This window comes from Hylemonella sp. GW821-FHT10B10 (genome assembly GCF_059415585.1).
Genome location: NZ_JBWKNN010000002.1, coordinates 292,678 through 307,974, shown reverse-complemented (window position 1 = coordinate 307,974; position 15,297 = coordinate 292,678). Strand labels below are relative to the sequence as shown.

Here is a 15,297-nt window from a genome sequence, read left to right as displayed (position 1 = left end):
CATCAAACTATGAGCACCGAGTCCGCCACGGGCGCGCAACCGTTTCGAATCGCCGCGCGGGCCATGCGACAGCTTGGCGCGGAATTGATCACTTCCGATGAAATGGCATTGTATGAACTGATAAAAAACGCCTTCGACGCGAATTCAGCGCGGGCGATGGTTGCCATTTCGGCCCCCGCTGATGCTGGAGCTGTCTCGCTTGTGCGTGAGCAGCTTCAAGCGAAGAAGGTGACCGTCAAGATCGCCCTTGAGCGATTGGAGAAGGCGCTGTCCAAGGAATTGGCTCTGGATCAGCGGGGCAGCGCCCTTGCGGCTTTCCAGAGTGCGGCGGGAAGCCCGGAAGAACTCGCGGAGTACCTTGAGAAATTTCTCTATGATGGCTTCTGGATGGAGATTCGGGACACCGGCGTAGGCATGTCCGCGGAGGACTTGCGCGAGCGGTTCATGGTTGTAGGCACGCCGCGCAAGATGATCGAGAAGCGCTCCCAATCCGCAGACGCACGGATTTTGCTCGGCGAAAAAGGCATCGGCCGTCTGTCGATGATGAAGCTCGGCGTCGTGGCGGAAGTGCGTTCCAAAGTGAAAGGTGAACCGAGATGGAACTCGATCGTCTTCGATTGGAGAAAATTCGACGACCCTGAGGCGTATCTCGGCGATGTCAAGTTCGAAGTGGTATCCGGTGCGGACGACGAAGCCGACCATTGTGGAACCGTCATCACGATCCGAGGCATGGTGGCGAATTGGTCCGGCGCGAAGGTCCAAGACTTTCTCAACAAGTATGTGCGCCGTCTCCAAAATCCGTTCGACAAGGAGCGCAAGACTTATCCGATAGACATCCATCTCAATGGGCATCGCTTGCCGATCGTTCCGCTGCCTCAGTGGTTGGTCGAAACATCTCAATTTCGCGCTGAAATCCGCTACGACCCCAGCGCCGCTTCGGAGGGCGTTGCGTTGCGGAGGGAAGTGACCTGGAAGGGCAGCCAGACAGCGGAAAGCCGCACGTGGACTTTGGAGGAGCTCGCGCGAATCGCCGAGCTGCCCGTGGAGACGTGCAGAAGTCTGGGCCCATTCACCGCCTCCTGTTTGTGGTTCAACCGCGGGCTGCTGGTGGGCACCGTGGATAAGACGAAACGTCAGCTGACCAACGAGCTCAATGTTTGGTGCGGAGGATTCGCAATTTATCGTGACGGCTTCCGCGTGGGCCAGACGGGAGGAATGGAGGACGACTGGCTGGAGTGGGATAGCCGCGCCCTCAAGACGAAGGGGTTTACCCTCAACCGATATCAAACAGTCGGCAGCATCGCGATCTCCTCAAAAGGCAATCCGTCGCTGATCGATGCTGCCAATCGCGAGCGGCTCGTTTCATGTCCTGAGCAGAATCTTCTCGTAACGCTCTTCGGAACGGTCCTTGTCCAAGACCTTCGATCCCACATCGACGCCATCCAACAGTTGGAGATCAAGAGGGCCATTGAAGAAGAGTCGACCGAGGAGAGTCTCAGAAAGTCCGAGGACTCCTTAAGGCAAACGATGAAGACTGTTGAGGAGATAGGGCGCGCGCTCCCGACGGAAATTCGCCCGAAGGTGGACGAGATTCGTCAAGCGCTTCAAGGCCAGGTTGAGTATGTGGAGACCGTGCGCAATGCGTTGCAGCTCGCACGGGAGCACCGCGTGGAGCTCTTGGAGTTGGCCAATATTGGACTGGTGGTCGAGATCGTCGTCCACGAGCTCACGCGCTTGACGCAGCGGACTGGCGACCTGTTGATCGACCTTAGAAAAACTAGCGAGGCTGACGCGCGCTTGATGTCGCTAGTGGACAACCTCCAGACGCAGATCAAGGCGACCAACAAGCGAATCAGCTCAGTCGACGTCATGAGCCCGTCAGGGCGCAATCGGCGCGAGCAATATGATGTCGTCGCGCAAGTTAAGACCGTCGTCGCAGGCTTCGACGCGAGATTCACAAGGCATCAGATCGCGTGCGCCGTGCTTGTCGATGGCGCTCCTGCGGCGGACCAGCGGTTTTTAGCAAACTTGGTGCGTGGTCTGATAGCGCAAGTTTTGGAAAACCTCCTGACCAACTCCGCCTACTGGGTTCAGCAGAGCTTGAAAGAAGGTGAGAATCTAAGGCGCATCGTCGTCGAGGTCGACACTCGAGCAAGCTCAATTACTGTGACCGACAACGGACCTGGTATCGACCCAGGCTCCGCCGAGGCCGTATTCAAGCCTTACTACAGCACTCGCAAGCGAGGCAAAGGGCTAGGGCTCTACATCGCTCGCGAGTTGGTGGAGTACCACGGTGGTAAGCTGTATTTAGATGCGAGCGGCGAGAAGGACGGACGCCTTCGAACCTTTGTGCTCGAACTGCCCAAGGAGTCCCGCTGATGCCACGTCGAATTCTCGTGGTCGACGACGAGCTCGCCGGCATCCGCAGGGTTCACGTTGAAGGATCGGTGGCGGACTTCTACGATGTCGTCGCTGACCCCACCGACCCGAGGTTCGAGAATCTCAAGGATTTGGCGACTACGGTGCAAGCGGCGCATCCGAATGTCGGAGACGACGAAAGCGCGCTCGCCTACTTCGGCTCCGACGAGGCGGTGAAGAGCCTGTTGCTGAGCGCGCAGGTGCGGGACGGCGCTGGCCCGGCGCTGCGCGCCCTGATCGAGCCAGTCTGGGACAGGGCGAATCGAGTGGATAAGCTGCGGCAGCACTTCTTGTCCGCCTTTCCGGAGCCCGACTTCGCAGTCGACTTTGTAGCTGCTCGTCCTCCTCTGAACGAAGTGTGCTTGTCGGCGGCCGTCTTCCTCGATCTCTTCCTTGAAGACGGTTCGCCTGGCTCCGTCGATACCGTCAAGCAATATCTGCGCGGCCTCTCGGAGCAGGCGCAAGACACGGTCCTTCCTCCCATCGTGCTCATGTCTACCCACATAGAGCTCGAACAGAACCGGCGCAATTTCAGCGATGGCTCCCGCATCAGCGCGGCAGGCTTGATGATTTTGCCGAAGGCAAAAATCGGGGATCCAAACTTCGGCGCGCCTGGCCTGAGACTCAGCTTCGATCAGCTATCACGGCAGTCGTCGGTGGCCCACTCCATGCGGCGCTTCATGGCTTCTTGGATGCGTGCGCTGGAGAGCGCCACAGTGAACACCGCCAAGACTATGTGGAACCTCGACGCCTCGGCGATGCAGCAGATCCATCTTGCTTCCGCGCGCGACGCCGATCCATTCGATGAACACCTTAGCGAATTGCTTGGCCGGGAGCATCTATTCTGCGTCGAATCGGATGCCGAGGTCGGCATTCGCATCAAGCAGCTCGATGCGTCCTTCCGCGAACATCTTGCTAAAGATGCTGCTGAAATCGACAACCGGCTCATCGCGCCATTGACGGACGTAGCTAACGCGCGAGCTTTGATGTCGCACTTCGCCTGGCTTGGCGCGCTGCCTTCCGAGCGGCTCGTGTCGTTTCACGACGCCGAGAACGCAGAACGAATCAGCAAGTCGTTGCCCTTTGGGAGCGTGCTCTGCGGCTCCACGCTTGGGAGCGGCACTCAGTGCCTAGTCCACATCACTCAGCAGTGCGATCTCAACGGCATGTCGAGGACGAAGGATTTCAAGAGCACGCTCATCTTTGCCGTCGCAGAAGCACACGAGCTCTTCCCGTCTGACAATCCAAGCCCGCCAGCAAACAGAATTGTTCTGAGGAGCTTGCATGTGCGCGAGGGCGGAGTTGATCGCGAATTCGACCTTACGGTGTTGCCTGGTGAAATCGTCGCCCTGCCGTTGCGGGAGCTGATTTCGAGAGCGCGGCAGCAGAGCCTACGAGTGATTGGCCGCTTGCGAAGCGACATTGCCAATCACATCGTGGCTGCGACTAGCAGCCATCTTTCGAGGCCCGCTTCTCAGGCCATGCTTCGCCCCGGGATGGTCCGAGCCAAGGCCTTCCTCCAATCCGCGAAGCTAAAAAACGGGCGCGCGCCGTTGATGGGTGATGGTGGAAAAGCTCGCGTCTTGCTGCTGACAAAAGACAAGGACCTGTATAGCTTTCAGGACGATGCCTGCGTCGACTTGGCGCTATGGCTGGCCTCGCAGTTGGCAGCGCTCGATGTTCAGATTGAGGTTGACCCGTTGTGCACGGCCTTGCGAAAGGGCTGGCGAACCGACCGAAATCTTCCGGGAGATCTTCTGGTGAAAGTGCGCGAATACGACGATTTGGATAACGCCTGGAAGGCACTAGTCAAGGGTGACGCTGCCGAGGATCAGGTGCAATTCACCGTCGTTTTCGAGAAGTAAGGGAGCGATGGCACGAAGCCTAGTCGGGCTTTTCGACGGCTTGCAGGTGGCAGCAGCGCAGCGCGAAATTCAGCGGGACGTCGACATCGTCGAACTCTTCCCCCAGCGCCAGGTGGTAGCCAACGCTTTGGACTGGTGTCGAAGCTTCTTTCGAGTAGGCAAGCAGAAGCATTTGCAGCTGGAGCAGGACGACCCGGCTTGCGCTGGCGATCATCTCAGCGTGCTCGCTGACTGGGTTGCCCTCGTAGTCCGGCATTGGGAAATTGAGGCTTCCGTGCGCGAATTTATTGCGTAGCTCGTAGACAGTGAATAGGCCGACGGCCTGGCTGCCGAAAGGTTCCCCTGCGCGAAAGCGATGTTCGACGCCGTCAGCTCCTAGGCATTCGGCGGCAGCCGAGCGGAATCGCTGGACCGTCTCATCAAGCCCTGCGATGACGGCGTGAGACGCGAAGTGCTTACGGATGAAACTACACGCGGTTTGGATCTTTCCGCGTTTGTCCGACCTGGCAGGTCGCTCCAAAGCCATGACGTTCAATGCGGCTTCGAGAGCTCCCCAGCAAAAGCTAAATTGAGTCAATTCGCGCACGAACGCGGTCAACAAGTCCTCTCGTGCCGCATCGAACGCGTCAGCTTCCGAGCACCAACCAAAATCCGGATTGAGTTTCTCGGAATCCAGGGACACGCTGCCGAGCGATCCGACGATGGACAGCCAGTCCGCGGCGAGGGACCAATCCACCCGGTCGGGCCATCGCACCATAATCGCTACCATGGCCATCGCATGCCGATCGATCGGCTCGAGCTTGGTGGGGGCTGGTGCTCCTGTGCTGGCGTGTGTCGAGCCGATCACTTGTGGCAAACGACGCAAGCACCGCCGCCTTCGTCCTCGCCGAAAAGGTCGTCGATGTCCTCGGAGCTGGCGATCGAGGTGGGACGCAGTGGGTTGACGGGGCGGTTAGCCAGGTCTCGTTGTTTGCGGCGATCGTAGTCCGCCACGATCTGGATCACGCGGGCTGGCTTCTCCAACTCGTCGAGCGATTCACCCTTCGACCAAGTGAAGGGCGAGCCATGCTCCAAGGCGTTCTTCTCATAGCTTTTAGCTTCTTCGAACGCGTCGGGATGCCGCTCCTTCAAGCGGACCCACTCGATCTTCTGCTGGAAGAAGCAGAAAGTGCAGCCGCTGCGAGAGCGCCAGTCGTAATACTTTGGCATCCCAACGCCCGAGGACTCGAGGATGTCGTGCACTCCCTTTTTGTCGACCCCCGCCTCCCGAAAGGGCAGGCTCACTTTCAGATTGGGATGCTTGGCGCTGTAGCCTTCCCGGTAGTCCTCGTCGGATCGGATCGCCACATAGCTTGTCACCATGTCTCCCGCAGCGAGCATTGGCTTGACCCACTGCTCGAACGGCGCGAGCTTCAATTGGCGAGTGCACCATCGAGTCTGAGGCGAGGGCAGGAAATGGTTGTATTCGCGCAGCCAGAAGTCGAAGTCGCGGCGCGGGTTCAACCTGGCGATCGGCTTGCCCAGGAAGCCTTCGAGGCGGCCTAGGAACTCATAGACCTCCGGCAGCTCCTTGCCGGTGTCGGTGAAGAAGTAATCCACGTCGAGCTCGGGGCGATGCTGCCTGACGTAAACCGCCAGCGCCGCGCTGTCGCGCCCGCCCGAGATGCCGAGCACATGTCGTTCAGCCATGGGTGGAACTCCTGTCTTTGATGTCTTTCTCGCTGAGCCGCATGCCAGTCTTCGCCAGAGCCGCGAACAGCAGTTCGGTGTCCAGGCCTTGCGCCATCAGGTCCGCGACGAGCCTGTCGACGAGCTTGTCTAACTTCGGCGCGTGCTTGTCGGGGATGGAGAATGCGCGCGCGAGCGTGCGCGTCTCGGGACCGGCTCCGAAAACCACCGCAAACGCTTCAGTCTTGGGTTTGCGGCCCTTGACTGCCACGAAGGCTTCATCGCGCCGAAATCGCAGGGCAGCCTGGGCGATGTCGAGGCTCGCTGCGTCGATATCGCGGTCGTTCCAGTCTCGCGGAGGCTTGTTCGCAGCCAAGCTCAGAATGCCTTCGATGGTCGCGCGGCCACCGTCGTGCTTGGCCAAGCGAGCGCAGAACGCCTCTTGGCGAAGGTCGCCGCTCACACCCTCGAGCGTCTCGGCCCGGCGGCGCAGACTCGCCAGGTCGTCGCGAGAAGCGTCAAGCTCGGCGAGCATGGCCTCTTCTATCCCGAGCAAGAGTTGGTCGTATGCGCCTACAAGCTCGGCGACCGGCGCGCGCAGCTCCTCGACGAACTGGGCCCCCACTTTCCCGTCAAGTGCGGCCGGCAGGTCGACGAACAGCACGCGGTGAGGGTCGTTCGCTTTGAGAAGGGTGTCGCGAACTGCGCGGGCCTTGGCGCTCAAGCGCATCGTGCGCTGCGACCAGGCGGGTAGGGCGAAGACGACGGCCACCAGGCCGCGCGCGGCTTCCAAGGGGTCCATGGACTCCGGCGCGGCTCCGAGCTCGGAGAGGACCTTGGCCACGCCTTCGAGAATCGCCGTCTTTTGCTCGTCGATCACGATCCAACGCAGCGAGAATCGGCTCGCGTCTTGAAGGTATTCGTCGAGGTCTGCCTCGGTCAACTCGGGGACGAACACGCCGTCCTTGTAGAGCGCCAAGTTTCCCTTGTTGGAGAGCAGGAAGGCCGTCAGGTAGACCGGCATGATGCCGGCCCTCATGCCAATCGGAGGGGCCGCCCAACGCGCGAGAATATCAGTCGCCGAAACGCGCGCCGCAGAGTCGCCCAGCAGCTTTCGCGTCTCCTCCCAGAGACCCTTGAAGCCCGCAGACTCGTCGTCGCGCGGGGCCGAGAACTTCCATTGGCCATCGGGCGCTTGCACATGCAGCTTCGGGTGGGCGAGAAGCGCAACATGCAGCCCGCGCTCCGCAGGGAATCCCTCGATGCCGAGGTTCTCCAGGCTCTCGTGTGAGAGCATCCTGTGCATAAGGTCGCGACGCGCCTTGACGCTGTTGCTAGACGGGCTCTCGCGATTCACGAGCTCGCTCCACACCCCGGGGGATTGATCGTAAAGCTTGTCGGCCAGCTTGGAGGCGATGCGGGACAGCTTCAGCCCACTCTCCGCTGGCTCGGCGTCGAACTGCCAGCGGGCGTTGAGAATGCCGGCCCGCAGCTCCTCTTGGAGGCTGGAGCGGACCTCGGCAAGCCTAGCGTGTACCTCGCGCCGCGCGACGGCGTCGCCTTGCAGCTCATGTCGGGCTTGGACCTGTTGAAGCGCGACGAGCTCGAAGCCGAGGTCTTCGATCTTCGCGAAATTTGGGGGCACGCCCACCACGACGGGCCAAGGTCGCAGCCGCGCGTGCTGCGCGGCCAGGCGCGACGAACCCTTGAGGTCCGCGCCTCGATCGGGCAGAGCGAGGAGGAACGTTCCGAATTCGCCTGCCACCGGTTCAAACTTCTCGGCGAGATTCGAGGCGTCCGCTAGCCGGCAGAGCGCCATGTTCATCCAGCGCATCGTCCCGGTCTTGTGATAGTGCCGCTTGGCGACCACGGGATGAAGGTTCGCGAGGCTCGATAGCAAGCCGAAATCGAGCGCGGGCTGAGCGGAGCGCGTCTGCGCGATGGCCGCTTCGATGTCGAAGTCACTGCCCTCGAATACCGACCAGGCCGAGATGTGCTTCTTGAAAAGCAATACCCGCATCGCGGCAAGCTCCGAGAGCGCCGCGTCAACTCGCTCTCTAGGAACATCCGAGAAGATCGCAGCGAGCACGTCGAGCTCCGCGGCCAACCCCGAACCGTTGCGGAACAGGTCGATGACCGCCACGTTTTTCATCAATGCGACAAGTAGCTTGTCGCCGCTCTTTGCCTCGGCCCTCTCTACGGCCTCCACGGCCTGCGCCCAGCGGTGTCCGTCGGGTGAGGCCAGAATCGCCGGCTCCAAATTGGCTCGCAGGTAGTCCCAGTAATCGTCGGGCCGATACCAGCGCTGGCTTTTCGAGGGCGTCGCCTGCAGGTAGGAACGGAACCCGTGTGGCTCCACGGATGCCAGGAAGCCAAACACGCTGCGCTCGTTCTGGCCAAATTGACGTTTGGAGATCGGCCCGAGCAGGGCGGCCATCGCCGGATGCAGAGGACAGCACTTGGCGAGGCTCGTGGCGAAATCGGGGCCGACGGCCGGCCGCCGCGCGCGGATCGACGACGCTACCGCCTCGGCTGCCGGGTCGCCCCGATCCTCCGGGATCTTGCTGATCACCGCGCGCCCAATGAGCTCGACGACCTCGTCGCTCGCGGCGACGAGCGGGATGTCGGAGTAGCGGCCTTGGACCTTCGCCCACCCGTCGCGGGTCTCGATGCCCAGGCGCTTCGCGTATTGGGCAAACGCCTGATGCAAGATGCCGACTACTACGATCTTGCCTTTCACGCGGCCAGCGCGCTCCGCAAGGTCTTGGTAGAAGTTGACATCGTCCCCGAGCTCAAGCGCGGAGGCTTCGAGGAACTTCCCCATCTCGTCGATCAGGACTAAGACGCCGTCCCAGACTCGCGACTCCGCGGCTTCGCAGAGTTGATCGATCAGAGCGGTGGGGGTAAGCCTTTTCGGCTCACCTCGCGCTCCTCGCGCTTTGTGCAGAGCCTTGGTGAGCTCCTCGACGACGCTTGCCCGTTTGCCGACGACCGGAAGAATCAGCCAGCCGCGCCTGCATGCGAACGCCTCATCGAACGACGGAATCTCCGAGGTACGCAGCAAGTCACGAGCCTTTTGGCGCACGGGCTTGGACTCTGAGAGGGCGCTCGCGAGCGCGACGGCCAACGATGACTTGCCTCCGCCGAAGGGGCCGGTGAGGGTGAAGGCTCGTTGATTGCTCTGCGCGAGCTGCGTGGCCATGCTCTCCAGAGCGCCGCGCGCAGTCGCGTGGCAGATGTAGCCGTCGAGGGCGTCAGTTCGCCCCAGGTCGACATCGATTCGGATCGAGCGCTGATACAGCCGCGAAATGCTGACAAATTCCGATAGTGGCTCTTCGCCGCGCTTAGCCATGGTAGGCCTTCTTCAACATGCGATCGGGGAGCTGAGCTCCCTTAGATGGGTCGCGCATGACTTGGCGCAAGCCTGCCGAGTCCGTCCAGGTCAGTGCGTTGCGCGTAAGGTCGGCAAGCCCAAAAAGTCGCTCGGCGACCGACTCCTCGTCGAGCTTGAACACGCGGCCCGGCGAGCCTTCCCCATACACGATAGTCTCGAAGGCCAACGAGTTCTGGCTGCCGCCCTTGTTTTTCCAAAAGTCCAGCAGCGCGAATGCGAACAGTCCGTCGCTCAGGGTGGACTTCGGGCCTCTCCGAAAGGCGAAATGCCCCTTCTTCTCCTCGTAGATGAGGCCGAGCTCGGCGAGCATGGGCTCCGCGTATTCCTCGGGCGACGCGCCGGACGCGCGGGGCGCATAGCCGCGGATACAAGTCTCGATGTCCCGCGAGAAGGTCGCAGGCGAGAGGCGCCGATTGGCGTCGATGCTCTTGGCATAGTCGGCCAAGGGCTCCTCGAGCTCATCGCGCGTGAACGTGGGGCCCACCACGTGGTTGAAAAGCCAATACCAAGTTGTCGCACGCGTTCCCCGGCCCGCAAGGCACCAATGGCAATACCAAGCCGTGGTGGGATGCTCGGCGTAAGGGTCGTATCCGTCGTCGGAGAAGATGAGCCGCCCGTTTTCCGTCAACGGGTAGTCCGCGTTGCCGTCGGGCTCTTTGATCACGTCGCACGCCAAGGCCCAATGCCTGATGGCTGCCACCATGTTCTTACCGACGCCAAATTCGGCGATGGCTGCCTCGTCAGCGAAGGCGGAGCGTTTCACTACACCATCTTTGGCTTGGTCGAACGCTTTCTTGAGCCACATCTGCCGTAAAGGAAACGTCTCATGGCCAGCGAAATGCGCCACGGGTCTTTCAGCAGTATTTTTTCTCCTCATACCCGCATCTTACTGGATGACTTCGACCAGTAAGTGGGGGCAGGGGTAAGTGCAGACGTCTGCACTCCGATGTGTATCTTAGATGCACAGGCATTCGAACTCAACAGGGGAAACGCTGCTCCGAACCGGCGCATGAGCGTTTCTGTCAGTCTAGGTCCGGACGATTGACGCCGACCGGGCTGAGCCACGCGGCCGCCGCGTCTTCCGGCTCGAGCGGCCTAAATCGCAAGTCCCGCCAAAGATCAACCGCCACTTCTTCGAGTTCGGTCGGAGGAACCGTCGTCCAGCGTTGCCCAAGACGCGCTGCGCATCGCGAGATCCATTGGGTTGGCATCGGCTTATTCATAGATACTGTAATTATATACAGCATAGACGTTTGAGATGTGGGACGCGCTGCTTAAAAAGCTCTGAGCGCCCTCTACATAACTGCCGTCATGCGCGTTCCCCACCTGGGCACATCGTTAAGGGGACATCCCGCCCGAGCCTGAATTCGTCTTGGGTGTGGCTCGATGGATTGCGATAACTGTGGCTGGTAATTAGTGGGGTTTTATGTGGGGTAAAAAATCAAATGCCAAATTTTCCCTCGTATTTATTAGTTTAAAAGGGGACGTCCACTCCGCCAAAAATCGAAAAGCCGTTGCATGTAAATGCAGCGGCTTTTTTCTTTGCGCCTTCAATGTCCCGCAGGGATCGGCATCAATCCAGCTTGGACAGCTGATGTGCCGCGCGGTGCAGGTGTGCGATGAAGTGCCGGATGGCCGGTGAGATCACCGAGTCGCTGCGGATGATGACACCGACCCTGAGTGGGAGCCCGGTTTCGGCTACCGGTACGATGCTGATGTAGGGCGCCGCCAGCGGGTGTTGTGCGATCTGTCGCGGCAGCAGGCCCACGTAGTCGCCCGAGCCCACCAGCGAGAGCAGCGTCAGCGTGGAGTTGACCACGGCGCCGACAGGCGGGGCTTGCAGGCCATGGTTTTCGAAGAGCAGCTTGGCGTAGCCCGTGTCCGTGGAGGAGCCGGTGTAGACCCATCTGGCATCCGAGAGCTGGGCCAGGCTTCTGGCCCTGGCCCGCGGGCTGCCCTTGCGCACGACCACGACCATGGTGGTGGTCATCAACTCCTCGGTGATGAACTCGCCGCTGGACAGGCCGGTGGGGATGCCACCCACGGCAACATCCACCTGCCCCGAGCGCAGGCGTTGCAGCTGTGCAATGTAGAGTTCTTCGCTGACACGCAGCTTGATGTCGGGGAAATCCCGCCCGAAAGTCCGTAGCGCTTCCGGTATCAGCAGCATCACCGCCACCGGCACGGCGCCGATGTTGAGTTCCCCCTTCATCTGCCCGCCCAGCTGGCTGATCTGCTCGGTGGCCGTCTGCAACTCCTTGGACACCTTGAGCGCCCGCTCGAACAGCACCTGGCCCTGGGCCGTGGGCAGCACGCCTTGTGAGGTGCGTACCAGCAGGGGCGCGGCCAGTTCGATCTCCAGCTCGCGGATCATCTTGGTCAGCGCGGGTTGCGAGACGTTCAGGCGGCGGGCGGCGCTGCGCAGGCTGCCGTCTTCGATGGCGGCCACCAGGGCCTGCAAGGTGCTCAGTTTCATGGTCAGGACGGGAAAGGATGGCGGCCGTGAAACACGGTCGCGATAACCCCATGTTATCGCGACCGTGAATTTGGCATCTGTGCAGCTGGCCCGTGCCTGTCCAAAATCACGCCCGCTCCCCGGAGTGGAATTGACCGAAATCAAAAACGAGGAACCGAGATGCTCAAACCGATCGTCACCAAGATCTTCATCACATTGGGCCTGACGCTGGCCCTGGTCGCACAGGCCCAGAATTTCCCGACCAAGCCCGTGCGCATCATCACACCCTTCCCGGTGGGTAGCGGCCCCGAGGGTGTAACCCGCATGGTCGCCGACAAGCTCTCCCGTCTCTGGGGCCAGCCGGTGCTGGTGGAGAACCGCCCGGGCGGCAATGGTTTCATCGCCATCGATGCCTTCAAGCGTGGTGCCACCGATGGACACGACCTGATACAGCTCGACAACGTGCATCTCACAGCCTATCCGCACCTGTTCAAGAAGCTGCCCTACGACCCCCAGAACGATTTCGATCCGCTGCTCCCGCTGTTCAAGACCTACTTCTTCCTGACCACATCGGTCAACAGCAAGTACAGGAATGCCAGTGACCTGATCGCCGACGCCAAGGCCCATCCCGGCAAGCTCAACTACGGCTCCTGGTCGGTTGGCAATCCTGTCCACCTAGGCTCGGCCCTGCTGGAGACCGTCACCGGTACCGAGATGCAGCACGTGATCTTCAAGGAAACCTCGCAGCTCTACACATCGGTGGCGCAGGGTGACATGGACTTCGCCTTTGGCACCAGCGCCACGGCCGGACCGCTTTACCGCTCGGGCAAGATCAAGTTCCTGGCCGTGGCCGCACCGCGCCGCATTCCCGCCTACAAGGATGTGCCGACCTTTACCGAGGCTGGTGGCCCCGCAGGCTTCGAGGTCAGCGGCTGGACCACACTCGCCGCGCCCAAGGGCCTGCCGCGTGCCGTGGCCGAGAAGATCACGCGGGATGTCGACAAGGTGTTGGCCGAGGCCGACATCCAGGAAAAGTACCTGTCCTTCGGCTATGAGTTGTCGTCCTTGCGGGGCGCGCAATTCGCGCAGTACATCCAGGCCGAATCGGCACGCCAGGCGGCCGTGATCCAGAAAGCCAAGGCTGCACTGGACTGAAGTTCCAGGTATTCCCTACAGCAACACGGAAGACGAACATGGCACAGATCATCGGCGCCATCGCCACCTCGCACACACCCACCATCGGTTTCGCCTTCGACAAGAACCAGAAGGACGACCCGGTCTGGGGCCCCATCTTCGAGGCCTTCGGTCCGGTGCGTCAGTGGATCGAACAGAAGAAGCCGGATGTGATGTTCGTGATCTACAACGATCACATCACCTCCTTCTTCTTTGACCACTACTCGGCCTTCAGTCTGGGGGTGGGCGAGAGCTACCCCGTGGCCGATGAAGGCGGTGGCGCGCGCAAGCTGCCGCCGCTGCCCGGCCACCCGGGGCTGGCCCGCCACATCGGGCAGTCGCTGGTGGCCGAAGAGTTCGACATGTCCTTCTTCCAGCACAAGGCGCTGGACCATGGCTGCTTCTCGCCCATGTCCATGTTGTGCCCGCATGAGCCCAACTGGCCGGTGCAGATCGTGCCGCTGCAGGTTGGTGTGCTGCAGTTCCCCGTGCCCTCGGCCCTGCGTTGCTACAAGCTGGGCCAAGCCCTGCGCCGGGCTATTGAGAGTTACCCCGAGGACCTGAAGGTGGCCATCGTCGCCACAGGTGGTCTTTCGCATCAGGTGCATGGCGAGCGCGCCGGTTTCAACAACACGGCCTGGGACGCCCAGTTCCTCGACCTGATCGAGAAAGACCCCGTGCGTGTGACCGAGATGACCCAGGCCGAACTGGCCGAGCTCGGTGGCCTGGAGGGCGCCGAGATCATCATGTGGCTCATCATGCGCGGGGCACTGTCCGCCCAGGTGAAGAAGATCCACCAGACCTACTATCTGCCGTCCATGACGGGCATTGCCACCGCGATCTACGAGAACGAGGCCTCGGTTCCCCTGGCCGGTGAAGTCGCGCGCCACCGTGCCCGCATGGTCGAGCAGCTGGCAGGTGCCGAGCGGCTAAAAGGAACCTATCCCTTCAATCTGGAGCGCAGCGTCAGAACCTATCGCCTGAACAAGTTCCTGCACGACATGATTGACCCCGCGCACCGCACGGCCTTCAAGTTGGACGAGGAGGCGAGTTACGTCCAGGCCGGTTTGAGCGAAGAAGAGAAGGACCTGCTGCGTCGGCGTGACTGGCGCGGCATGATCCATTACGGCTGTATCTTCTTCGGCCTGGAAAAGCTCGGCGCCGTACTGGGGGTTTCCAACCTGCACATCTACGCAGCGATGCGCGGCGAGAGTCTGGAAGATTTCCAGAAGACGCGCAATTCACCGGTGCTGTATTCGGTGGCGAGCACGGAGGCGGGCAAGAAGGACTGGGTCGAAAGCAAATAGTCGAGGCGCAGGCGCTTCAAAATCGCGCTGGGTCCAAGAGCGCTGGTACCGTGCGTCGGGCATCCTGTCGGACCTGAGGCATCGGGCTCAGGTTGCGGTATTGCGGGCAATTTCCGCGGCGCGCTGCTCGATCGCCATGAGCAGGCGGGCCACGTTTTCCGAACTCTTGAGGTCGCCGATGTCCAGGAGCAGGGCCGCCGCACGGGCCATCGCTTCGATCTCGCGCGCGGCGTCTTCGGTAGACGGGGGAAGGGCTGGGTGCATGGATTGATCCTGCCTGAAGGACAGGCCAGACGCATTCTCCTTCGCCCCTCCTATAGGTCAACGGCCGGGTCGACGATTTAGCGCAGTCTGTGCGGCAAATTTCACACCTTGCGCACCTTGTGCGTAAAGTCTTCCCGGATGGGGCGGAAAAAAGGGCCGGAGTGAGTCCGGTGCGAGAGGGCGCCGGGCCGCCAAGAAAAAAGCCCTGATTCTTGCGAATCAGGGCTTTTGGTTTGGTGCCGGAGAGATGAATCGAACACCCGACCTTCTCATTACGAATCGGTCTAGGTTGCTTCTGGCGGGGCCTTTGCCCCTTGCGTGTAACTCGTGGTGGCTGTCATTGACTACATAGGAGTTACGCGAATGTTTGCTATTTGCTGCATTCGTCAGGCGAAAAGCTTGACGCGCCCGTCTCATTGGTATCAGAATGACTTTCATTCGGCCTTCGCGCCACAGGTCCACGTACCTGAACCTGACCTAGCAGGAGTACCGGTTACCCGGTACGCGGTCCCTGCACTCCAATCCACGCCTCAACGCATCCAAGCTCCTAGCTCGGGTCGGCTGCTGCGTGTTCACAACGAAACTGTGTGGAGGCCAGGTATGGCTAAGGCAATTACGAGTAGGCAGGCTGCGGCGACCCCGTTCCGGGAAGCGCTTGCGCTCCGGACGGGGGCGGCGCACCCGCCCCTAGATTTATCACTAGGACACTTTGGAACAACAGAAACGGGGAAGCGCTGCTTCTCCGAGGAAGTG

Annotated in this window: 10 protein-coding genes; 4 read left to right on the top strand and 6 right to left on the bottom strand. The window is 61.1% G+C overall.

All coding sequences use genetic code 11. From position 1 onward, the window contains the following. Window positions 1-9 precede the first annotated feature (9 nt). Together AC07NT_RS11665 and AC07NT_RS11660 are read left to right on the top strand one after the other, a co-directional pair. Entirely contained in the window at window positions 10-2,379 is a 2,370-nt protein-coding gene (locus AC07NT_RS11665) for an ATP-binding protein (RefSeq protein ID WP_498598862.1), read from the top strand. Then, on the top strand, window positions 2,379-4,283 hold the full coding sequence (locus tag AC07NT_RS11660; protein WP_498598863.1) for a hypothetical protein: 1,905 nt from the start codon (window positions 2,379-2,381) through the stop codon (window positions 4,281-4,283). Before AC07NT_RS11665 ends, AC07NT_RS11660 begins: the two co-directional genes overlap by 1 nt. A 19-nt stretch (window positions 4,284-4,302) precedes the next feature. Here AC07NT_RS11660 and AC07NT_RS11655 read toward each other — a convergent pair whose 3' ends face one another. The 5 genes from AC07NT_RS11655 to AC07NT_RS11635 all read right to left on the bottom strand — a co-directional run bounded on the left by AC07NT_RS11655 (window position 4,303) and on the right by AC07NT_RS11635 (window position 11,821). Further along, complete coding sequence (locus AC07NT_RS11655) at window positions 4,303-5,148, bottom strand: hypothetical protein (protein WP_498598864.1); 846 nt, start codon at window positions 5,146-5,148, stop codon at window positions 4,303-4,305. Further along, the gene (locus tag AC07NT_RS11650; RefSeq protein WP_498598865.1) at window positions 5,127-5,972 is read right to left on the bottom strand and encodes a phosphoadenosine phosphosulfate reductase domain-containing protein; all 846 of its coding nucleotides are present in this window, start codon (window positions 5,970-5,972) and stop codon (window positions 5,127-5,129) included. Before AC07NT_RS11650 ends, AC07NT_RS11655 begins: the two co-directional genes overlap by 22 nt. Beyond that, a complete protein-coding gene (locus AC07NT_RS11645) occupies window positions 5,965-9,303 on the bottom strand; it encodes an ATP-binding protein (RefSeq protein WP_498598866.1) in 3,339 nt (1,112 codons plus the stop codon). The genes AC07NT_RS11650 and AC07NT_RS11645 overlap by 8 nt, the downstream gene beginning before the upstream one ends. Continuing rightward, window positions 9,296-10,192 carry a DUF4007 family protein gene (locus AC07NT_RS11640; RefSeq protein ID WP_498598867.1) on the bottom strand — a complete coding sequence of 299 codons (897 nt, stop codon included), beginning with the start codon at window positions 10,190-10,192 and terminating at the stop codon, window positions 9,296-9,298. The genes AC07NT_RS11645 and AC07NT_RS11640 overlap by 8 nt, the downstream gene beginning before the upstream one ends. A 726-nt stretch (window positions 10,193-10,918) precedes the next feature. Beyond that, complete coding sequence (locus AC07NT_RS11635; protein ID WP_498598868.1) at window positions 10,919-11,821, bottom strand: LysR family transcriptional regulator; 903 nt, start codon at window positions 11,819-11,821, stop codon at window positions 10,919-10,921. 159 nt (window positions 11,822-11,980) lie between these two features. Here AC07NT_RS11635 and AC07NT_RS11630 point away from each other — a divergent pair, with 159 nt between their 5' ends. Then, window positions 11,981-12,955 (top strand): Bug family tripartite tricarboxylate transporter substrate binding protein, encoded by a 975-nt coding sequence (locus AC07NT_RS11630; protein ID WP_498598869.1) that lies wholly within the window; start codon window positions 11,981-11,983, stop codon window positions 12,953-12,955. Window positions 12,956-12,993: 38 nt separating this feature from the next. Further along, a complete protein-coding gene (locus AC07NT_RS11625) occupies window positions 12,994-14,280 on the top strand; it encodes a gallate dioxygenase (RefSeq protein WP_498598870.1) in 1,287 nt (428 codons plus the stop codon). Window positions 14,281-14,367: 87 nt separating this feature from the next. Here the strand turns inward: AC07NT_RS11625 and AC07NT_RS11620 are convergent, their stop codons facing one another. Then, window positions 14,368-14,544: a hypothetical protein gene (locus AC07NT_RS11620; RefSeq protein WP_498598871.1), complete on the bottom strand. Its 177-nt coding sequence runs from the start codon at window positions 14,542-14,544 to the stop codon at window positions 14,368-14,370. Window positions 14,545-15,297: the final 753 nt, after the last annotated feature.